18 protein-coding genes are annotated in these 20311 nt (G+C 54.4%); 16 read left to right on the top strand and 2 right to left on the bottom strand.

Going from position 1 to position 20311, the window contains the following annotated elements; all coding sequences use genetic code 11:
- The first annotated feature begins 29 nt into the window (after positions 1-29).
- From aspS to R0J87_RS13670, 12 genes are all read left to right on the top strand, one after another.
- Positions 30-1811 (top strand): aspartate--tRNA ligase, encoded by a 1782-nt coding sequence (gene aspS / locus R0J87_RS13725; RefSeq protein WP_404466331.1) that lies wholly within the window; start codon positions 30-32, stop codon positions 1809-1811.
- A 100-nt stretch (positions 1812-1911) separates the two neighbouring features.
- Positions 1912-2463: a crossover junction endodeoxyribonuclease RuvC gene (gene ruvC / locus R0J87_RS13720; protein ID WP_404345935.1), complete on the top strand. Its 552-nt coding sequence runs from the start codon at positions 1912-1914 to the stop codon at positions 2461-2463.
- A 67-nt stretch (positions 2464-2530) separates the two neighbouring features.
- Positions 2531-3139 (top strand): Holliday junction branch migration protein RuvA, encoded by a 609-nt coding sequence (ruvA, locus tag R0J87_RS13715; protein WP_404345934.1) that lies wholly within the window; start codon positions 2531-2533, stop codon positions 3137-3139.
- 53 nt (positions 3140-3192) lie between these two features.
- Positions 3193-4230, top strand: a complete 1038-nt coding sequence (gene ruvB / locus R0J87_RS13710; RefSeq protein WP_498886813.1) for a Holliday junction branch migration DNA helicase RuvB — start codon at positions 3193-3195, stop codon at positions 4228-4230.
- Entirely contained in the window at positions 4227-4622 is a 396-nt protein-coding gene (ybgC, locus tag R0J87_RS13705) for a tol-pal system-associated acyl-CoA thioesterase (RefSeq protein WP_404345930.1), read from the top strand. Before ruvB ends, ybgC begins: the two co-directional genes overlap by 4 nt.
- 48 nt (positions 4623-4670) lie before the next feature.
- Complete coding sequence (gene tolQ, locus R0J87_RS13700; RefSeq protein ID WP_404345928.1) at positions 4671-5363, top strand: protein TolQ; 693 nt, start codon at positions 4671-4673, stop codon at positions 5361-5363.
- A 21-nt stretch (positions 5364-5384) separates the two neighbouring features.
- Positions 5385-5822, top strand: a complete 438-nt coding sequence (gene tolR / locus R0J87_RS13695; protein WP_404345926.1) for a protein TolR — start codon at positions 5385-5387, stop codon at positions 5820-5822.
- 13 nt (positions 5823-5835) lie between these two features.
- On the top strand, positions 5836-6978 hold the full coding sequence (gene tolA / locus R0J87_RS13690; protein WP_498886812.1) for a cell envelope integrity protein TolA: 1143 nt from the start codon (positions 5836-5838) through the stop codon (positions 6976-6978).
- Positions 6978-8264, top strand: coding sequence for a Tol-Pal system beta propeller repeat protein TolB (gene tolB, locus R0J87_RS13685; protein ID WP_404466329.1), 1287 nt, complete (start codon positions 6978-6980; stop codon positions 8262-8264). The genes tolA and tolB overlap by 1 nt, the downstream gene beginning before the upstream one ends.
- Positions 8265-8309: 45 nt before the next feature.
- The gene (pal, locus tag R0J87_RS13680) at positions 8310-8852 is read left to right on the top strand and encodes a peptidoglycan-associated lipoprotein Pal (protein WP_404345920.1); all 543 of its coding nucleotides are present in this window, start codon (positions 8310-8312) and stop codon (positions 8850-8852) included.
- 47 nt (positions 8853-8899) lie between these two features.
- The gene (gene ybgF / locus R0J87_RS13675; protein WP_404345918.1) at positions 8900-9709 is read left to right on the top strand and encodes a tol-pal system protein YbgF; all 810 of its coding nucleotides are present in this window, start codon (positions 8900-8902) and stop codon (positions 9707-9709) included.
- A 33-nt stretch (positions 9710-9742) separates the two neighbouring features.
- Positions 9743-10504 (top strand): YciK family oxidoreductase, encoded by a 762-nt coding sequence (locus R0J87_RS13670; protein WP_498886809.1) that lies wholly within the window; start codon positions 9743-9745, stop codon positions 10502-10504.
- Positions 10505-10538: 34 nt separating this feature from the next.
- Here the strand turns inward: R0J87_RS13670 and R0J87_RS13665 are convergent, their stop codons facing one another.
- Both R0J87_RS13665 and ubiG read right to left on the bottom strand, forming a co-directional pair.
- The gene (locus tag R0J87_RS13665) at positions 10539-11210 is read right to left on the bottom strand and encodes an HAD family hydrolase (protein ID WP_498886807.1); all 672 of its coding nucleotides are present in this window, start codon (positions 11208-11210) and stop codon (positions 10539-10541) included.
- Complete coding sequence (gene ubiG, locus R0J87_RS13660) at positions 11211-11954, bottom strand: bifunctional 2-polyprenyl-6-hydroxyphenol methylase/3-demethylubiquinol 3-O-methyltransferase UbiG (protein WP_498886805.1); 744 nt, start codon at positions 11952-11954, stop codon at positions 11211-11213. It abuts the gene before it with no gap.
- A gap of 206 nt (positions 11955-12160) precedes the next feature.
- On the opposite strand from ubiG, the gene R0J87_RS13655 reads away from it, so the two are divergent.
- The 4 genes from R0J87_RS13655 to tamB all read left to right on the top strand — a co-directional run bounded on the left by R0J87_RS13655 (position 12161) and on the right by tamB (position 20305).
- A complete protein-coding gene (locus tag R0J87_RS13655) occupies positions 12161-13453 on the top strand; it encodes a nucleotide sugar dehydrogenase (RefSeq protein WP_498886803.1) in 1293 nt (430 codons plus the stop codon).
- Positions 13454-13462: 9 nt separating this feature from the next.
- Positions 13463-14296, top strand: coding sequence for a hypothetical protein (locus R0J87_RS13650; RefSeq protein ID WP_498886802.1), 834 nt, complete (start codon positions 13463-13465; stop codon positions 14294-14296).
- A gap of 66 nt (positions 14297-14362) precedes the next feature.
- The gene (tamA, locus tag R0J87_RS13645; protein WP_498886800.1) at positions 14363-16213 is read left to right on the top strand and encodes an autotransporter assembly complex protein TamA; all 1851 of its coding nucleotides are present in this window, start codon (positions 14363-14365) and stop codon (positions 16211-16213) included.
- A 9-nt stretch (positions 16214-16222) separates the two neighbouring features.
- A complete protein-coding gene (gene tamB, locus R0J87_RS13640) occupies positions 16223-20305 on the top strand; it encodes an autotransporter assembly complex protein TamB (RefSeq protein WP_498886798.1) in 4083 nt (1360 codons plus the stop codon).
- The last annotated feature ends 6 nt before the right edge of the window (positions 20306-20311 follow it).

Here is a 20311-nt window from a genome sequence, read left to right as displayed (position 1 = left end):
AATTGCCACGAAACAGAACAGGATTAGACATGCGCAGCCATTATTGCGGCCAGCTTAACGAAACATTGGTGGATCAAACGGTCACCGTTTGCGGCTGGGTTCACCGCCGCCGTGACCACGGTGGGGTTATCTTTCTCGACATGCGCGACCGTGATGGTATCGCTCAATTTGTCGTAGACCCCGATACCGCCGAGGCGTTTGCTAATGCCGACCGCGCGCGCAGCGAGTATGTTCTGCGTATTACTGGCCGCGTTCGGTTGCGCCCTGAAGGAACTCAGAATCCCAATATGCCTACTGGCATGATTGAGGTGCTGGCGAAAGAAGTAGAAGTGCTGAATACCGCCGCTACGCCGCCGTTCCAACTGGATGAGCACGGTAAAGTCGGTGAGGAAGTGCGCCTTAAGCATCGCTACATCGATCTGCGCCGCCCGGACATGATTGAGAAACTGCGCCTTCGCTCGCGTATTTCTCACAACGTGCGTGCCTATTTAGAAAACCAGGGCTTCCTGGATATCGAAACCCCGGTGCTGACACGCGCAACACCGGAAGGAGCCCGTGATTACCTCGTGCCTAGCCGTACGCACGCGGGCAGTTTCTTTGCGTTGCCGCAGTCACCCCAGCTGTTTAAGCAGCTTTTGATGGTGGCGGGTTTTGACCGCTACTACCAAATCGCAAAGTGCTTCCGCGATGAAGACCTGCGCGCTGACCGTCAGCCTGAATTCACCCAGATCGATATTGAAGCCTCTTTTGTGGAAGAAGACGACATCATGGGCATTACCGAAGCCATGATTCGTCAACTGTTCCAGGAAGTGCTGAGCGTCGAACTGCCGGAATTCCCGCGCATGACCTGGCAAGAAGCCATGGATCGCTTTGGTTCGGATAAACCCGACCTGCGTATTCCGTTAGAGCTCACCGACGTTGACGACCTGATGCAGCAGGTTGACTTCAAAGTGTTCTCTGGCCCAGCGAGCGCTGAAGATGGCCGCGTGGCGGCTCTGAAAGTACCGGGTGGTGCCAAGCTCTCTCGTAAAGAGATTGACGAGTACACCAAGTTCGTCGGTATTTACGGTGCTAAAGGCCTCGCTTGGATCAAAGTTAACGAGCGTGCCAAAGGGCTTGACGGTCTGCAGTCGCCGATCGTGAAGTTCATGGAAAATATCGTTGAAGAGCTGCTTGATCGTGTGGGCGCAGAAGACGGCGATATTATCTTCTTTGGTGCGGATAAAGCCCGCATTGTGAACGAGGCAATTGGCGCACTGCGTGTGAAGCTGGGTGCGGATCTAGACCTTTACACACAGGCCTGGGCACCGCTGTGGGTCGTTGACTTCCCGATGTTCGAAGCCGACGATAATGGTCGTTTAAGCCCGCTTCACCACCCGTTTACAGCGCCGTCCTGTTCACCAGAAGAGCTGAAGGCCGACCCTGCCAAAGCCCTTTCTCGCGCTTACGACATGGTGCTTAACGGCACAGAACTGGGTGGTGGCTCTATTCGTATCCACAACCAAACCATGCAAAGCACCGTGTTTGATATTTTGGGGATCGGCGAAGAAGAAGCGCAAGAAAAATTCGGCTTCTTGCTGGATGCGCTGCAGTACGGTGCACCGCCCCATGGCGGCTTGGCCTTCGGCCTGGACCGTTTAGTGATGCTCATGGTGGGCGCGAAAACCATTCGTGAAGTCATCGCATTCCCGAAAACCCAAAGTGCTGCGTGTTTGATGACCAATGCACCGGGTGAAGTTAGCGCTGACCAGCTCAAAGAGCTAAACATTCGCTTACGCCAAAAAGCCAAAGCGGAAGTCGCTGGCGAGTAACGCCGCTGGTCTGTTTGCCTCGTATTAAAACACCGACGCTTAGCGTCGGTGTTTTTGTTTTCAGCAGTGTTTGCTTTACGTCAGGAAAAGAGAGCTTTACATGGATGCACAGCAGCCTGTGACTGCGGTGAGAATTCTAGGTATTGATCCAGGCTCGCGTATTACGGGTTATGGAATTATTGATCTCATCGGTATTAAGCCACGCTATGTGGCCAGTGGCTGTATCCGCACAGCAGACGGGGCGCTAGAGCAACGTTTGGCCCAAATTTACGCGGGGATTAGTGAAGTAATCGGTCTACATCGTCCTGATGCCGTAGCGGTCGAGCGTGTCTTTATGGCAAAGAACGCTGACTCAGCGCTGAAGTTGGGACAAGCCCGCGGCGCGGCGCTCGTCTGCCTAGCGAATCATGGGTTAAGCATTGCCGAGTATGCGGCTCGGCAGATTAAGCAAGCTGTCACCGGCCAGGGCGGCGCTGATAAAAGCCAAGTACAGCACATGGTCACCACGCTGCTGTCACTATCGGCCACGCCACAAGCCGATGCCGCCGATGCGCTTGCCATCGCGCTCACCCATGCTTTTGCTGGCAGTACATTAGCCACGGCTACTCCCTCACGCAGTAAGCGTCGCTCAACGGGCCGTTGGCGTCTTTAGGGTTACTGGTCATCTGTACAGACTGGCTTTATAGTGATGGCTGTTTTTTCCTGCTGTGAGGCGCGTGATGATTGGAAGACTAACCGGCCTGTTGCTAGAGAAGCAGCCGCCATGGATGGTTGTGGATGTGCATGGCGTAGGCTATGAGCTTGAAGCCTCAATGAATACCTTTATAGCGCTGCCTGCCCCCGGTGAGCAGGTGTCGCTCTATACGCACCTCACCATTCGTGATGATGCGCATCTGCTGTATGGGTTTGGGCGTGAGCATGAGCGGGCGCTGTTTCGAGCCTTAATCAAAGTGAATGGGGTTGGGCCTAAGCTCGCATTAGCGATTTTGTCCGGGATGGACGAAGACGCCTTTATGCGCTGCATTCGAGATGATGACAGTAAAGCGCTGACCAAACTGCCTGGCGTTGGCAAAAAAACAGCCGAGCGTCTCATTATCGAGATGCGCGACCGCTTCCCCGAGTGGGAGCACGGCAGCGATGCGCCCTTGGCCCTTGAAGCTACAAGCGGTCGGGCGGCGCCGAGGGATCATCTGGCAGATGCTGAAGCTGCTCTGGTTAGTTTGGGATATAAACTCACTGAAGCCTCGAAAATGCTGGCCGACGTCGACCCCAACCAAACCACTGAAGCGCTTATCAAAGCTGCCTTGACCAAGCGAATGGCCGGTTAAAGCCACCATGAGTGCAATATGTGCTCATTTGTTAGCACTCAAGAAGAGTCTCTATGTTAGAACATGACCGATTAATTGCCGCTGAGCCAGAGCACGGCGAAGTGCGTATCGACCATGCTATTCGACCGAAGCATCTCAAAGACTATATCGGCCAGCCTCGGGTACGTGAACAGCTCGAGATTTTTATTGGAGCCGCTAGGCTGCGCGAAGAGAGTCTTGACCACACGCTGGTCTTTGGTCCTCCGGGGTTAGGCAAAACGACGCTTGCCAATATCATCGCCACTGAAATGGGCGTGGGGCTCAAGTCCACCTCCGGCCCTGTATTAGAGCGTGCCGGTGATCTCGCCGCAATGCTTACCAATCTTGAGCCGGGCGATGTGCTGTTTATCGATGAAATCCACCGCCTGTCACCCGTGGTAGAAGAAATTCTCTATCCGGCGATGGAAGATTTTCAACTCGATATCATGATTGGAGAAGGGCCTGCCGCACGCTCGATTAAGCTCGATCTGCCAAGATTCACGTTAGTCGGTGCCACTACCCGTGCCGGGTTATTAACTTCGCCACTACGAGACCGCTTTGGCATTGTCCAGCGTCTTGAGTTTTATAACCTGGAAGAGCTAACTGAGATTGTGGCCCGTTCCGCACGCTTGTTAGGTGTTGAAACCAGTCGTGAAGGGGCCATTGAAGTGGCGCGGCGCTCTCGTGGCACCCCGCGGATTGCTAACCGGCTGCTGCGCAGAGTACGTGACTACGCCGAAATCAAGGGCACAGGTGTGGTGGATGTAGAAGTAGCAGGTGCCGCGCTGAATATGCTCAACGTGGATCACCATGGCCTTGACCATATGGACCGTCGTTTATTGCTAGCGATGATCGATAAGTTTGATGGTGGGCCAGTAGGCGTTGATTCGCTCTCGGCAGCCATTGGTGAAGAGCGCGATACCATCGAAGATGTGATTGAGCCCTATCTGATTCAGCAAGGGCTAATGATGCGCACCCCCCGGGGCCGAGTCGTCACCCGGCAGGCGTGGCTGCACTTTGACCGTACGCCGCACGAGCAGTCTGTGGACGTAGAGGGAGAGCGTCGCCCATGACAGGCGAATTTAGCATGCCGGTCCGTGTTTACATGGAAGATACTGACGCAGGTGGAATTGTCTACTACGTTAACTACCTGAAGTTCATGGAGCGGGCACGCAGCGAATGGCTAAGAGAATTAGGGCTTAATCAGCAAACGCTGCTAGACGAAAGTACACAGCTAGTGGTATACCGCATGGCCTGTCACTACGCCAAACCCGCACGATTGGATGAAGCGCTAACGGTCACTGCTACTATCGCTGCAAAAGGGCGGTGCCGAATGACATTTGAGCAACAGGTTAGGCGCGACAAGGAACTCTTATGCACTGCCACAGTCGAGATAGCCTGCTTAAATGCGACGACAATGCGCCCCAAAGCGTGGCCGTCGTCGCTTGATATCACCATCGCTTAACACCGCTACCCAGTCGACAACGACATTAATTGATTGAAGAGGGCAACTGTGAACGATAACGCCATGTCCATTCCCCACTTGATAATGAGTGCCAGCACCGTTGTGCAGCTGGTCATGCTGCTGCTCGTAGTGGGGTCGATCCTCTCATGGGTAGTGATCTTTCAGCGCAGTATCGCGCTACGCCGAGCAAAGCAAGAGTACAACCAGTTTGAAGAATCTTTCTGGTCAGGCGTGGATCTAAATGAGCTGTACCGTGAAATTCCAGCGGATGACCCTCGCCATGGGGCAGAGCACATTTTTCAGGCAGGTTTTCGGGAATTTAATCGTCTCATGCCTAAAACCCGTAGCGCTGAAACAGTGCTAGAGGGTGTACAGCGCAGCATGCGAGTCGCCTGGTCTCGAGAAGAAGATCGTCTGACAAAGCATCTCGTCTTCTTAGCAACCGTGGCTTCTGTTAGCCCGTACGTGGGTTTGTTTGGCACAGTCTGGGGCATCATGGGCTCGTTCCAATCGCTGTCTATGACTCAGCAAGCAACGTTAGCAACCGTGGCACCCTGGATTGCAGAGGCGTTGATTGCCACCGCGATGGGGCTTCTCGCCGCGATACCAGCCGTTATTTTTTATAACCGTCTGTCGAATGAAGCGTCACGACTGTTAGGCAAGTATGAAAATTTTGCTGAAGAATTCCACGCTATTTTGCATCGTAACTTGCAAGGTCGTGATGGCAAGCCGCAAGCCTAACGCCCGTTAAAGGAGTTCGTCATGCAAGGTTCGTTTAATCGAGGCGGCAAAAAAAAGCCCATGGGTGAGATTAACGTCGTGCCCTTTATCGACGTTATGCTGGTCTTGTTGGTCATTTTTATGATTACAGCCCCCATGCTAACGCAGGGCGTGCAGGTCGACTTGCCCCAGGTGACCTCTGAGCCTATCGAAACTCAGGAAGACAACGACCCGATTATCATCTCGGTTGATCGAGATGGGGGGTACTTCATCACTCTGGGAGAAGATTCGACAGCCGTTTCCTTAGATCAGATGTCTGAGCGTGTGGTGGCCATCCTTCAGCGACGGCCCAACACTCCTGTCATGGTTCGCGGAGACCGTAACGTGCCATATGGCCAGATAGTGGTGCTGATGAGCACGCTTCAGCGCTCTGGCGTTGCCAACGTAGGGCTGCTATCAGAGCCGCCTCAAGATGGTTAAGGGCGAGTCGCACATGGCTGTAAAACCACCGCGTGACCCCCAAGACGTTGGCTATACCTGGCCGACGCTATTGGCTGTTGCTGTGCATTTGTTGGTGATTGTATTTAGCCTGATTAAGCTTCCTAGCATGAGCGCTGAGCCAGACTCTTCTTCGATTGTTCAGGCGACGTTTGTAAGCACCGAAACCTTTACGGATCAAGCGCAGCAGGTGACCGATCAGCAGGCCGCTATGAATAATGCGGCAGAGCCCGAAGTAGCCGAGCCTGAACCGCCCAGCGATGAGCCCTCTGCCGAGCAACAGGCGGCAGAGGCTGCAGCGGCACAGCGAGAAGCTGACGCCGCTGCCCAAGCCGCAGAACAGGCCGAGGCACTTGAGCAAGCACAGGCCGAGGCAGAAGCGGAAGCGCAGCGCCGGGCAGAAGAGGCTGAGCGATTAGCTGAGCAGCAGGAAGCAGAAGCGGCCGCGCGTGAAGCTGAAGAGCAGCGCGCCCGTGAAGAAGCTGAAGCCCAGCGCCAGCGCGAAGCAGAAGCTGAGCGGGTAAGGGCCGAGGCGGAAGCACAGCGTCAGCGTGAGGCCGAAGAGCAGCGCGAACGTGAAGAGGAAGCTGAACGCCAACGCGAGGCCGAAGAGCAGCGCGAACGTGAAGAAGAAGCTGAACGCCAACGCGAGGCCGAAGAGCAGCGCGAACGTGAAGAGGAAGCTGAACGCCAACGCGAGGCCGAAGAGCAGCGTGAACGTGAAGAGGAAGCTCAGCGCCAGCGTGAAGCAGAAGAGCGCCGCGCCGCAGAAGCTGCTGAGGCTGCTATGCAGCGTCAGTTGGCCGGTGAAGCGGAAGCGGCCGCCAATGCACAGCAGGCGCAGCAGGCTGCCAATAGCTTTATTAATATTGTTCGGCGTGCAGTGGAGCAGGCATGGTTAATCCCGCCTGCAGCAAGCGATTCGATGAGTGCTACGATACAGGTAAGGCTTGGACCATCGGGTGAGCTATTAGCAACATCCGTCGCCTCATCAAGCGGCGACAGTGCTTTTGATCGCTCAGCCATGCAAGCAGTTGAACATGCGGCTCCGTTTAGTGAGTTACGAGACTTACCAGCGGAACAGCAACGTACTTTACGTCAATTTAATCTGCGATTTACCCCGGGGGATGTTCGCTGATGCAAACGTTAAGCAAAGTGTGGCTCTTTTGCGTACTGCTACTGGTCAGCAGCGTAGCAAGCGCCAATCTGACCATTGAAATCACGCGCGGTAGCGATCAGGCGCTACCCATCGGTGTTGTGCCTTTTGCAGGCAACGAGGGCTTGCCCGAGGACGTTGCGCAAATTGTGCAGGACGATCTAGAGCGCAGCGGTCTATTTGAGCCGCTGGAACGCAGTGCAATGTTTGATCGCCCCAGCCAAGCGTCCGACGTTGAGTTTGGCACATGGCGTTCGCTAGACGTGCGTTATCTAGTGGTGGGTCGCGCCCAGCAAACAGGCGGTGGCTACGAGCTGCAGTTTGATCTTGTCGATATCAGCGGCCAACGCCCGATGATTAGCGAAACCGTGACCGCCAGTGGTAACGACCTGCGCGGTGCGGCCCATTACATCAGTGACCAAATTTTTGAAGCGATCACTGATATTCGTGGGGCATTCTCGACGCGCATTGCCTACGTGACGGCTCAAGGCTTGGGCGACAACATGCAGTTTGGCCTTTACGTGGCCGATGCCGATGGTCGACGCAGCCAGCAAGTGCTGACATCCGATCAGCCGATCATGTCGCCAGCATGGTCGCCGGACGGCCGTAAGTTAGCCTACGTCTCATTTGAGACCGGTAAAGCTTCTATCTATATCCAAGACGTCAACACTGGGCAGCGCGTTCAAGCCACTTCGTTTGATGGTATCAACGGTGCGCCGACATGGTCACCCGATGGCCGTCGTATCGCTATGTCGCTCTCCAAAGACGGTCAGCCGGAAATTTACGTGCTAGACGTGGCCAACCGTTCATTGGATCGTATTACTCAGAGCAACAGTATCGACACCGAACCGGCGTGGTCTCCCGACGGTCGTAGCTTAATTTTCACATCCGACCGTAGCGGTGGCCCGCAAATCTATCAGCATGTAATGGGCAGCGGTGAGACAAACCGTTTAACCTTTACCGGCAACTATAACGCCCGTGCTCGCTTTTCACCGGACGGTGAACAGATCTTTTTGATCCACCGTTCCAGCCGGGGTTTCCAAGTTGCCAAACAGGATCTTGAAGGCGGTCGCTTAGTCGTATTAAGCGATTCAACAAGAGATGAATCTCCTAGTGTTGCGCCGAACGGTACCATGGTAATCTTCGCTACCCAACAGGGTAGTAGCGGAGTACTAAGTGCCGTATCAGCCGATGGCCGCTCGTCATTTAGGTTGCCCGCAGCACAAGGTGATGTACGTGATCCCGCGTGGTCACCTTTCTTAAATTAATAGATGAACAGCACTAATTTCTGTTTTCAGGCAAGGAGTCTGATTATGCAACTTAAGCCGTTGGCTCGCTCATTAGCAGTCGCGTTATCTATCGTAGTTATCGCTGGCTGTTCCAGCACCGGCGGAACCCAAGACGGTGACTCGTACGGAAGCCAGGATGGCAGCAGTATGGGGTCTAACACGTCTGGCGTTGGCACCAGTGGTCAGTATGGCTCAACCTCAGGTTCGGGTGCTGCTGGCCAGCAAGCTGATTCTCGTATTCCCGAAGTACGTACCATCTACTTCGATTACGACCGCGATACCATTAAAAGCGACTATGAATCAGTGGTAATGGCGCATGCACGTTACCTTCGTGCCAACCCGAATGCCCGTGTTGTTCTGCACGGCCATACCGACGAACGCGGCACTCGTGAATACAACATGGCGCTAGGTGAGCGTCGTGCGGGAGCCGTTCAACGTTTCCTGAACATTCAGGGTGTATCACCTTCACAAATGAGCGTGGTTAGCTACGGTGAAGAGCGTCCGGCAGCGAGCGGCCAGAATGAAAACGCTTACTCGCAAAACCGTCGCGTCGTCTTTAACTACTGATAGCATTGGCGTGCTTCGGCACGCCAATAGCATCATTCGGAGCTATCATGAATCACAGTCTCAAACGCTATTTTGAGAGGCTGTGCGGTGCGGGAGCCCTAGTGCTCCCGCTGTCCGTATTGCCCTTATCACTTCTGTCTGTGTCCGCTTTTGCACAGCAGCCGCTTGTTCAAGATCTCTCTTCCGGCTCGTCTAACAGCTTTTATCAGCAAACTCAGCGCCAAGAGTCTTCAGGCGGTAATCTTGTACTGTTTAACCAAGTGCAAGAACACCAGCAGGAAATCCAGCAGCTGCGCGGACAAATTGAAGAGCTACGCCACCAGCTAGAGCAGCTACGTAACCAATCGCAGCAGCAATACCTGGACATTGAAGACCGCTTGATGAGTAGCGCGCCAAGCCAAATTGAGCAAGCGACGCCAGAAGTAGAACCTGAAGCCGCAGAGCAAGTTGCCCAGGCGCCCTCTACACGTAATGTAAGCGAAGATGCACAAGCTGATTATCAAGCGGCGTTTGGTCATGTTCAGGCACGCCAGTTTGCCGATGCAATTGCCGCATTTGAAGCCTTCGTAGCAGACCATCCTGATAGCAGCTTAACGGCAAACGGCCACTACTGGCTAGGCGAGCTTTACGCTGCAGAGGGTGAGTTAGATGCTGCAGATCAAGCGTTTACCCGCGTGATTGAACAATACAGTGGCAGCACCAAAGTGCCAGATGCGCTCTATAAGCTCGGTTTAGTCAAAGCACGCAAAGGCGAAGCAGAGCGTAGTCGCGAGCTGTTAGAACAGGTTCGTGATGATTACCCGCAAAGCAGTGCCGCTGGGTTGGCGAACGATTTCTTACGCCAGTCCGCTGGTTAATACGGTTTAATTCTAACGCTTCAAGGAACCCTCATGAGTTGTAAAATCGACTATCAACCAACGCCTGCTCTGTTAGAAAATCGCGTCGTGTTGGTAACCGGTGCGGGAGATGGGATTGGTCGCGCGGCGGCATTAACCTATGCCCGCCATGGGGCTACTGTGGTATTGCTAGGCCGCACCATCGCTAAACTTGAGCGCGTGTACGATGAAATTGAGGCTGCCGGCGGGCCGCAACCCGCTATCTTTCCGCTTAATTTTGAAGGGGCGACGCTGAAAGATTTTCACGACATGGCAGAAACCCTGGATAAAGAGTTTGGCCGCTTAGATGGGCTATTGCATAACGCTGGGCTGCTTGGGCGCATTACGCCGTTTGAGCAGTACAATCCTGAACTTTGGGAGCAGGTTATGCAGGTCAATATCAATGGGCCGATCTGGATGACCCAGGCGCTGTTACCTCTGCTTCAAGCATCCGACGATGCGTCAGTCATCTTTACCTCTTCAAGCGTTGGCCGCAAAGGCAGAGCCTACTGGGGTGCTTATTCTGTCTCCAAATTTGCGACAGAAGGGTTTGTGGAAGTGTTGGCGGATGAGCTGGACAACCAGCCCAATGTTCGCGTAAACACGCTAAACCCAGGCGCAACGCGCACACAAATGCGGCGTACCGCATACCCTGGAGAAGACCCCTTCACGCTGCGTACACCCGAAGAGATTATGCCCACTTACCTATGGCTAATGGGGCCGGACAGTAAGGGCGTTAGCGGCCAGAAATTTGATGCCCAGCCGCCACGCGTCTAACGCTATCGAGTGAAAGGGAAGGTAAGTAAAAGAGTTAAGCGTGACGGTGGCCGTGCAACGCGGCCACCAGTTCATCACAGGTCGCAAACCAGAGGTCAGCGGGCCATTGCTGGTAATCATCTTCTTCACTGATGTAGCCATAGCCAACGGCTACTGCTGTCATACCCGCTGCTTTGGCGGCCTCCATGTCTCGAACATGGTCTCCTATGTACCAGCACGCCTCGGGAGATACGCCTAGGCGTTTTGCCGCTTCCCATAACGGTTCAGGGGCAGGCTTCTTGACGCTCAAGTCGTCAGCACATAGCAGTGCGCCCGGTGTCAGTGCCAACGCCTCAATCAGTGGTTCGGTATAGCGGCGTGGTTTATTGGTGACGATTCCCCACTGGCGCGCTTCACCTTCCCAGGCGAGCAGCCACTCATCCAGTGGCTCGAACAGTTTGCTGTGCACCGCCACTGCCTGTTCGTAAGCATCCAGTAGAAACTGACGCGCCTCGTCATGCTCATCGCTGCCGCTTTCAATACCCAGCGCCAGCGTCACCAGGGCACTACCGCCATTTGACACTTGCCCGCGAATGTCTTGAAACGGTAGAGGCGGTAAGCCGTGATGGGCCCTTAAAGCATTCGTGGCAGCGGCCAAATCCGGAGCTGTATCGACCAGCGTGCCGTCTAAGTCAAATAAAATCGCTTGAGGTGAGGGCGTCAACATTTACTCGCTCACTTTTCGGCAGTACATCATGTAATTTACTGACACGTCGTGGGGAACCAAGCGGTAATGGCGCGTGAGCGGGTTATACGTCAGGCCTGTCTGTTCTCGTACTTCGAGGTTTGCTAGGCGTGCCCAATTGGCCATTTCAGAGGGGCGAATAAACTTTGCGTAGTCGTGTGTGCCTCGGGGGAGTAGTTTCAGCACATATTCAGCCCCTAAAATAGCAAAGGCATAGGACTTGGGCGTGCGATTAAGCGTAGAGAAAAAGACATAACCGCCGGGCCGTACCAGAGTGCTACAGGCACGAATAACCGAGGCAGGGTCAGGCACATGCTCCAGCATTTCCATGCAGGTTACGACGTCATAGTGGCCTGGCTGCTCGGCGGCTAAGCCCTCCACACTGATATGACGATAATCGACGGTAACGCCGCTCTCTTCAGCATGTAGTCTTGCCACGCCTAACGGTGCTTCCCCCAGGTCGATACCGGTTACGTTAGCGCCTCGATGCGCCATGGATTCGCTTAAAATACCGCCACCACAGCCCACATCCAGCACTTTTTTGCCCGCGAGTCCTGCCCGTGCATCAATGAAGTCCAGGCGTAGCGGATTAATGTCATGGAGCGGTTTAAATTCGCTGTTAGGATCCCACCAACGGCTAGCAAGTGCTTCAAATTTCGCAACTTCTGCGGCATCGACGTTGTCTTGATAGCGACCAGTGGTGCTATCCTGAAGTGTCTCTGGCATGGTGTAACCCCCATCTGCAGTTGGTATTGAGTGAAATATGAGCTTGGTTTGCCGGTTAGCGGTATTCGCGGCAAGGTGGCATCCACTCAAACGTTGAGTATGATAGTTATTCTAACCACTCCTGACGCGGAACGCATGGAAAGGAACGCAGCATGACGCCTAACACTTTATTTTATCGGCGCTTATTAGCCAGGGAGAGCACCTAAATGCGCGTATTGCTGCATGGTAGCGAATTGAGTGCCGCAACAGCGGCGGCGGCGCTTGCGTGGGTGGGCCACCGTGTCGACTGGTTACTCCATGAAAGCGTTCCATGGGAAACGCTTGAGACAGCCGACTGGTTGCGCCGGGAACCATCGCTCATGGCTCAGCTTGAGCATGCTATGGCTGCAGGTAATCTCACGATTATTAGCGCCCCGGAAGCGACTGAAGCGCCAGACATTGTCTGGTTAGCACTTTCTCCCAGTCAGCGGCCATCTGCCAGCGCGCTACTTCAGCACCCTTTGTTTGATGACTACAGCGGGGCCGTGTTAGTTAACAATTCGACCTTTCCTGTAGGCGAAACGGAGCGCCTGCACGCATTGATGGGGCAGCAGCATAGCCGGGTAGCACTCCCCGATACTTTGGAAGAGGGGCGTGCGTGGCTGTCGTTTACTCGCCCAGTGCGCTGGCTACTGGGTTGCGACGACGCTATAGGCGAGCAGATGACAAGAGAGCTCCTGCGCGCTTTTAACCGACGCAGCGAAGTGTTCCAGTGCATGCCTTGCCGGGCCGCTGAACTGACCAAGCTCGCGATCAATGGTATGTTGGCCACCCGCATTAGCTACATGAATGAAATTGCTGGGCTTGCAGATACGCTGGGCGTGGATGTTGAGCATGTTCGCCAAGGTATGGGGGCCGATACGCGTATAGGTTTTGAATATTTGTACCCCGGATGTGGGTTCGGCGGGCCTAATTTCTCGCGCGATTTGATGCGCTTGGCCGATGTTCAGTCAGCCAGCGGCCGCTACTCAGCGCTGCTTGAACAGGTAATGGATATCAATGAGCAGAAAAAAGAGACGCTGTTTAGAAAGTTATGGGGGTTTTTTGAAGGTGATTTAGCTGGTAAAACCGTGGCGATATGGGGAGCAGCGTTTAAACCTGGCACTGCGCGCATCGACCACGCGCCGGTACTAACATTGCTTGAGGCCCTTTGGGCACAAGGGGTGAAAGTTCAGCTTCATGATCCAGCGGCCATCCCTGCGCTCTTTGCAGCCGTTGGCCAGCGCGAAGATTTAATCGTGTTTGAGGAAGACCCCTATCTTGCTTGCCAAGGGGCAGATGCGTTGATGTTAGTAACGGAATGGAAAGCCTATTGGAATCCTGATTGGCACCGTTTGGCCACAATGCTTAACGAAAAGCTAGTATTAGATGGACGCAATATCTACGACCCCGCTTTTGTAGCCAGCTGCGGCCTGCATTACCGAGGGATTGGGCGACGCGCCGATCCGACGACGCTCTAAGGAAAACACATGTCTGACGCCACTTCATCCCACCGTATTGTTCCCGATGTGGATCAAAGCCTCACCGCGCAACATTTGCGCCATCGGCGTGGCCCCAGGCTATGGCCGATCTGGCTCATATTGATGTTACTGGTGCTGCTGCTAGGCGCGGCGGCGGCTGGATTATGGTATGAACGAGAAAGGCTTCTTGATGAAGTGCATCGCGTCAGTGGTGAGGTATCTAACTTACATGCAAGGCTCGACTCAGGTGACACGGACGCTCAGGATGCGATAACCTTTGTACAAGCTCAGATGACGACACTGTTTCAGGAACAGGAGCAGTTAGCCATTGCACTCACCAATGCCCGAGAAGAGCTGTATGGGGTGCTGACTGATAATGAAGAACTGGTGTCTAACGAAGCGCTAGAAACACTGTCTCAACAGATGGCGCAATTTCAGGAGCAAGCTGTTCTTCGCGACCGTCAGTTGGCGTCTATTCGCACCTCTTTAAATGCGTTAGAACAGGCGGGCACCTCGGGTAGGCAGAATTTAGTAGAAGAAGTGTCTCACCTAGAAGGCGTGCTGACCCAGCGGATCGATACCATGGAGCGACAAGTCGTCAGTGACCGAACCGCAATGGAAGTGCAGTTTAGAGAATGGCAGGAAGAGGCCGAGCAGCAAATAGCACAGCTATCTTCCGCGGTGTCTGAGATAAATACTCAAGAGGTACCCGCCAGCCAATCGGAATTAACCGCGCTGGAGACACAGTGGGCACAGCGATTGAATACGCTAGAAAGCGACGTACGCCAAGTAAGGCAGGCTCAGTTGGCCTTTAGTGCGCAGATGGAAATGCTGCGTAATTAATTAACAACCTTGCGCTGTGGAACGTATAAGCCATTAAGCCGGTGATGGGGTTAGGGATATAACAGTATGGGAAGACAACGGCGATGGCCTACGGCCAAACAGGTGGCGAGTTGCTTGGCACTGCCACTGCTCACTGCATCATCCACTGTATGGGCACTTGAAGCTGCCATTAGCGGTGTGACTGAACAAGTATCTGCCAACATCGACGCTTACTTAGAAAATATCGATGAGGAGCAGTACACCGATGCGCGTTTAGAAGGTGAAATTCGCCAGCGCACTCAAGAAGCGATGCGGGTATACGGTTATTACGAACCCGACATTACCGTGGATTTAGAACCATCTCCCATCACCATACGTATTGACCCCGGCCCACAAATCATCATCGAAGTGTTGAATATCAACCTGAATGGGGACGCCAGCGATGACCCGCCTTTTCAAGAGGCGCTGGATGACTTCCCTTTAAAAGAGGGCGACCCATTAAGGCATGCTCCTTGGGATAGTCTGCGCTCGCAATTTTCGGGTTTAGCCATTGAGCGAGGCTACTTTGACTGGGGCTTCTCAGACCGGCGAATGGAAGTCCGGCCCTACTTGGAAAGCGCTCGACTCTATATGACGTTTGATAGTGGCCCACGCTACCAGTTTGGTAACACGCTGATTACTGGCAGCCATATTGAGCCTGAACGGCTGCGAGAAATGCAGACATTCAAGGCGGGTGACCCTTATTTGGCGGAGTCGCTGGCTCGTTACAATCAGCGCTTGGCTGAGACTGGTTGGTTTAGCTCTGTTTCCGTGCGCCCACGCTTGGAAACCGCTCAAGAACTGACCATCGCGCCCCCCGGCGGTGGAGACCCTTGGTGGAATGAAGCGACTGCATCACAGCCCCAGCGCCCGAGGGTGAGCAGTGCCGCACTGGCGAGTGCTTTGAGCCTTCACAGCGGTGACGATACCCGGTTGCCTATTGATATCAACGTAGAGCCTGCAGACCGCCATCAGTATGAGGTCGGTGTGGGGTTTGCCACGGATGTAGGCCCGCGTCTGCGCTTTGGGTGGCAACAGTCTTGGATTAACCGTTTTGGTCACAGTCTTGATCATGACCTCTATGTGTCTGCCCCTGAACAGCGATTTACCGGTGTTTACAATATCCCGCTCGAAGACCCTATTCGCGATAATTACCGCCTGCAATACGGGGTACGGAATATCGATGACAGCGACACCCAGTCGTTAGAAGGCACGGTGGAGGTTGCGCGACGCTGGGAGTTTGAGAACCGATGGGTACAGACACTCTATTTTAGAACTACGTACGAAGACTTTACCCAGGGTGGCCAAGCAGATGAGGTATGGCTGTTTTACCCAGGAATTCAGTGGTCAAGAACTCGAACCCGCCCACAGCGTTTCCCACTATGGGGAGACCGTCAGCAGCTTTCTATTGAATATTCCGACCGCGCATGGGGGTCGGATGCTCAGTTCGCCCGCATGACGGGGGACACTGAATGGATCCGCATGATTGGTAACGATAACCGTTTTTCTGCGCGCCTTAGCATTGGTGCCATTGAAACGGAAGACTTCGATAAATTGCCGCCATCATTGCGCTTCTTTGCCGGAGGGGATCGCAGTGTGCGTGGCTACTCCTATGAAAGTTTGTCACCGCGTAACCAAGAAGGCCGTTTGCGTGGTGCTCAACAAATGCTGACGTCTACCTTAGAGTACCAGCGCCGTGTGACCGGTGACTGGTGGGGAGCCACGTTTATCGATACAGGCGACGCTTTCGACAATTGGGGGCCAAACGACCTAAAAACAGGTGCCGGGGTCGGTGTGCGCTGGGTATCACCGGTTGGACCTATTCGGTTTGATGTGGCTCACCCCTTCGATGTTGACGACGCTTTCCGCGTGCACTTCTCTATCGGTCCAGAATTCTAGGAGAGCTCTTTGACTAAGGTTGATACACAAGCACCCAAAAACCGTCAGAAGCTCTCAGGCAAGCGCCGTACGTGGTTAGCGCTGTGGAGCCTATTACGACTCATGATTGTATTGCCGCTATGGTTATTCGGTTTAGCGGCCATACTTGTCGGGGTCGGGCTGTCGCCATGGGGAACGAGCCAGCTATTTTCTCAGGGTGAGCAGCGTGGCTGGTTATCGTATGAGCAGCAAGAAGGCGCACTCCTGGATAGTTTTCGTCTGCAAGGCTTCCAGATGGCCATGGGCGGCACTCGCATTACTATCGACGATATCGAGCTGGTTTGGGCAGAAGATTGCCTGCTATCCGGTAAACTCTGCCTGGATACGCTAAGAGTAGAAGGAGCCGATATTCGCTTGGCTGAAGGAGAGCAGGTTGAAGAGCCGCCACAAGAAGAGAGCGGTCCTCTCAGTATCATACTGCCTTTCCCGATTGAGCTGCGCGACATATCACTGAATAACGTCACGCTGACGCTTGCGGACGGCACGCGAGTCGGATGGGGCGCGTTTTCAACGTCCATGACAGCAGAACAACAGCAGCTCACTATTGCACCGACGACACTTGATTCCTTGTCGCTCTATTTGCCGCCTACGGCCGGGGTGTTATTAACGCAAGAAACCCCGACACCTCTTAATGCTGCCGCGATTGATGCGGCCATCCAAGTGTCACAGCCAGTTGAGCCTGCTGAAAACACACCAACCGTAGCGCTGAATGAACGTGAGCGGCTTGCTCTTCCCGATATCGAGCTTCCCATCAACGTCGCGCTTAGGTCACTACTCATTACCAACGTAGACATCACCGGAGCGGTCGAGTACCAGGTGGAGCGCGTGCTGGTAGAGGCCGAAGCAGAAGGCAGTGAGGTAACACTCAGCACGCTGGAACTGGCAACGCCAGACGCAGACGCACGTTTGTCTGCCAACGTCACGCTCAACGGGGACTATCCCCTAAACGCAGCGCTTCGAGCCGAGTTGTGGTTGCCAGAGTTATTCCCCGCTTTAAGCGGTGAGCAAGTGTCGTTGGATCTTTCAGGCAGCCTTGCGGACTTAACGGCCAACCTGAACGTATCAGGGCCTGTGACGGCCTCACTGACAGCACAGGTCGATGCGCTCGCTCCAACGCTCCCTTTTGAAGCTAGGCTTGAGAGCGACCGAGTCCAGTGGCCGCTAGATGCCGAGCCAACAGTATCCAGCGACGGTGCCGCTGCTCTTGAGAGCGATGAACTAGAAACCGAGGCTGAGGATAGCCGTGTTGCTGACAACATATCCAGCGAGCCTTATGTAATTGAAAATCTAAATCTAGTCGTCAATGGCAGCCTTGAGGCTTACCAAGTAACGCTGGCCACGTATGCCGAAGGGCCGCAGGTGCCAGGTACTACCATCGGGCTAGAGGGGGAAGGGAATCTCACTTCTTTCCGCTGGTCACCGCTTACGCTGTCCATCGCCGATAGCTCGCTGAGTAGCGAGGGTGAAGTAAGCTGGGCAGACGCAATTGCTGTCGACACTCGTGTGCGTGTAGATGATCTCGATCCTTCGCTGTTTGTGCCTCAATTAGAAGGTGATCTTAGCGGTGACATAGTGGCTAGCGTACGCCAGCGTGGCGAACGTTGGGACGTTAGCCTTCCAGAACTCGATATCCAAGGCCAGCTACAGGAGTACCCTTTAACACTGCAAGCGGCGCTCGAAGCCAACAGCGATCTGGAAGTGGATATTCAAGAGCTGCTCTTTACCCAGGGCAATAACCGCCTCACCGCATCAGGGCAAGTATCTCAGGAAACAATGTCTTTAGAAGCGGATATCGCCCTAAATCAGCTGCAAAGCTTGCATCCTGATTTAGCCGGTGCATTAACCGGTAATCTTCAAGCGCAGGGTAGCTTTGCCCAGCCGGAAATTGTTATGGATCTGAATGGTCGCAGCCTGCGCTTTGCTGAAAACAGGCTTGACGCTGTTTCTTTGTCAGGCAGCGTGCAAGGGCTCGACGATACAGCGCTGAACATCGATCTCGATGCGCAAGGAGTGAATGCCGGTGGGCAGGCGCTTGCTTCGGTTGCGCTAGACCTTACTGGTCGACTCTCCCAGCATGCGCTGCAACTCAGTGCGACAGGCGAGCCTGATAATGTTCTAAGCCAAGCAAATGTGGCTCTTGAGGGCCGTTTTAACCAGCAGGCACAGCAGTATCAAGCACGTCTGACGCCACTGGAGATTGATTCAGAAGCGGGCGATATTCGTCTGGAAGCGCCGCTTGATATTAGCTACAACTTGGCGAATGGACAGGCACGCTTGACGCCTTTCTGCCTACGTAGGTTACAAGGTGGGCTGGTGTGCTCTGAAGAGCCCATTACCGCCTCCCCCGAGCAAGGGCGTGCAGTGCTCAGTATTCGCGAAGTGCCTATGGAAATGCTGGAGCCATTCCTGCCCGAAGAGTGGAGTTTTGAAGGCGCGACAACGGCGGATGTGGTGGCTAGCTGGCGGCAAGGTGGCGCCCAGTGGCAAGCTAATCTACAGCTGCTCAGTGAGCTAGCGATTACCGCCGTCAATGATTACGGCCAGCCGGTGGAACTGCCTGCGGTTAATCTGGATGCAAAGATTGAAGCCAACCAAGCGCAGGCTGAGGCAGATGTGTTGCTTTCGTTGTCAGAAGCGGGTGAGCTGACGCTTAATCTAGCGGTGAATGATCCCCTAGGTCAGGGAGCGCTTGAAGGCCAGCTGCGCGCCAATAATGTAACGCTTGCACCTTATCGCCCTATGGTGGTGGGGATGGACGAGCTAGAAGGGGGCCTGAATGGCACCGTCAATATTGGTGGTTCGACCCGTCAGCCCGACTTACAAGGCGAGCTGGCATTGCGCAGCTTACGAGTCAGCGGGCCGGATATTCCCGTGACGATTGTGGATGGCGAGCTAGCAGTCACTTTTGATGGAGAAGAGGGTGATATTGACGGGTTTGTGGCCGCTGAGCGCGGCAGACTTTTAGTTAGTGGTAATGCGTATTGGCCTGCCGATGAGGCGTGGCGTATTGGCGTCGATTTGAATGCCTCTCAAGAACCGCTGCTCGTGGTATTGCCGCAGTTTGGTCGCTTAGAGGCAGCGCCAGATATTCGCATTCGCGTGACGCCTGAACGACTGCAGGTACGGGGCAACGTTGACCTACCCTGGGCACGCTTGGAAGTGGGTGATCTTCCATCATCCGCCACTTCCCCAAGCTCGGATGAAATTATCATTACCGAGCGCGATGACCGTGAGGCAGAGCGCCAAGCTCAGTTGGCTGCGGAAGCAGGCGATGACCCAAGTGCGGCAGATGAGCTCGCTGCGACGGGCATGGCGTTGGATGTGCTGATTACGCTGAACCTTGGCCGAGATATGCAAATTTCCGCTTACGGCTTGGAGTCTGGGCTAGGTGGAAGCTTGGAAATTCGTCAAGACAGCGGTGCGCTTCAGCTGTTTGGCGATGTCAATCTTGTAAACGGCCGCTTTCAAGCCTTTGGCCAGGATTTGCTGATTCGCCGTGGTCAACTGATCTTTAGCGGTCCGCCTGGGCTGCCGGTACTCGATTTTGAAGCCATTCGTAATCCAGACGTCACCGAAGATGAGGTCATTGCCGGGCTACGCGTGACAGGCAATGCCGAACAGCCCAATGTGATGATTTTCTCAGAGCCTGCAATGGACGAGACCCGCGCGCTATCGTATTTGCTGCGTGGCCGCGCGCCTGACGCGTCAGGCGGCGGTGTTGACAGCGCCCTGACTACTGCACTTATCGGCATGTCGCTTGGGCGCACGGGTGGTGCCGTTGGTTCGATTGGTGAAGCCTTTGGTATTAATGACTTAACGCTGGATACCACCGGTGCCGGTGACGATAGTCAGGTCGCAGTCAGTGGCCAGCTAACGGATGATCTTCGTATCAGCTATGGCGTGGGTATTTTCTCGCCCATTGCAGAGCTGACCTTACGCTACACGCTTTGGCGGAACCTGTACTTACAGGCGGTGTCTGGTGCTAACCAGGCAGTGGATCTGATTTACACGTTCACACGCTCAGGCGATCCCTACATTTATCCCCAGCAATAGAAGAGG

Origin of the sequence: Halomonas sp. SIMBA_159 (genome assembly GCF_046536035.1) — a bacterium.
Taxonomy (GTDB): Bacteria; Pseudomonadota; Gammaproteobacteria; order Pseudomonadales; family Halomonadaceae; genus Vreelandella; species Vreelandella venusta_A.
This window is presented reverse-complemented; position numbering and strand designations above follow the sequence as displayed.

Bases quoted from the DNA above. Each gene is read 5' to 3' on its own strand.
- aspS (WP_404466331.1), top strand. From the start codon at position 30: ATGCGCAGCCATTATTGCGGCCAGCTTAACGAAACATTGGTGGATCAA.
- ruvC (WP_404345935.1), top strand. From the start codon at position 1,912: ATGGATGCACAGCAGCCTGTGACTGCGGTGAGAATTCTAGGTATTGAT.
- ruvA (WP_404345934.1), top strand. From the start codon at position 2,531: ATGATTGGAAGACTAACCGGCCTGTTGCTAGAGAAGCAGCCGCCATGG.
- ruvB (WP_498886813.1), top strand. From the start codon at position 3,193: ATGTTAGAACATGACCGATTAATTGCCGCTGAGCCAGAGCACGGCGAA.
- ybgC (WP_404345930.1), top strand. From the start codon at position 4,227: ATGACAGGCGAATTTAGCATGCCGGTCCGTGTTTACATGGAAGATACT.
- tolR (WP_404345926.1), top strand. From the start codon at position 5,385: ATGCAAGGTTCGTTTAATCGAGGCGGCAAAAAAAAGCCCATGGGTGAG.
- tolA (WP_498886812.1), top strand. From the start codon at position 5,836: ATGGCTGTAAAACCACCGCGTGACCCCCAAGACGTTGGCTATACCTGG.
- tolB (WP_404466329.1), top strand. From the start codon at position 6,978: ATGCAAACGTTAAGCAAAGTGTGGCTCTTTTGCGTACTGCTACTGGTC.
- pal (WP_404345920.1), top strand. From the start codon at position 8,310: ATGCAACTTAAGCCGTTGGCTCGCTCATTAGCAGTCGCGTTATCTATC.
- ybgF (WP_404345918.1), top strand. From the start codon at position 8,900: ATGAATCACAGTCTCAAACGCTATTTTGAGAGGCTGTGCGGTGCGGGA.
- R0J87_RS13670 (WP_498886809.1), top strand. From the start codon at position 9,743: ATGAGTTGTAAAATCGACTATCAACCAACGCCTGCTCTGTTAGAAAAT.
- R0J87_RS13665 (WP_498886807.1), bottom strand. From the start codon at position 11,210: ATGTTGACGCCCTCACCTCAAGCGATTTTATTTGACTTAGACGGCACG.
- ubiG (WP_498886805.1), bottom strand. From the start codon at position 11,954: ATGCCAGAGACACTTCAGGATAGCACCACTGGTCGCTATCAAGACAAC.
- R0J87_RS13655 (WP_498886803.1), top strand. From the start codon at position 12,161: ATGCGCGTATTGCTGCATGGTAGCGAATTGAGTGCCGCAACAGCGGCG.
- R0J87_RS13650 (WP_498886802.1), top strand. From the start codon at position 13,463: ATGTCTGACGCCACTTCATCCCACCGTATTGTTCCCGATGTGGATCAA.
- tamA (WP_498886800.1), top strand. From the start codon at position 14,363: ATGGGAAGACAACGGCGATGGCCTACGGCCAAACAGGTGGCGAGTTGC.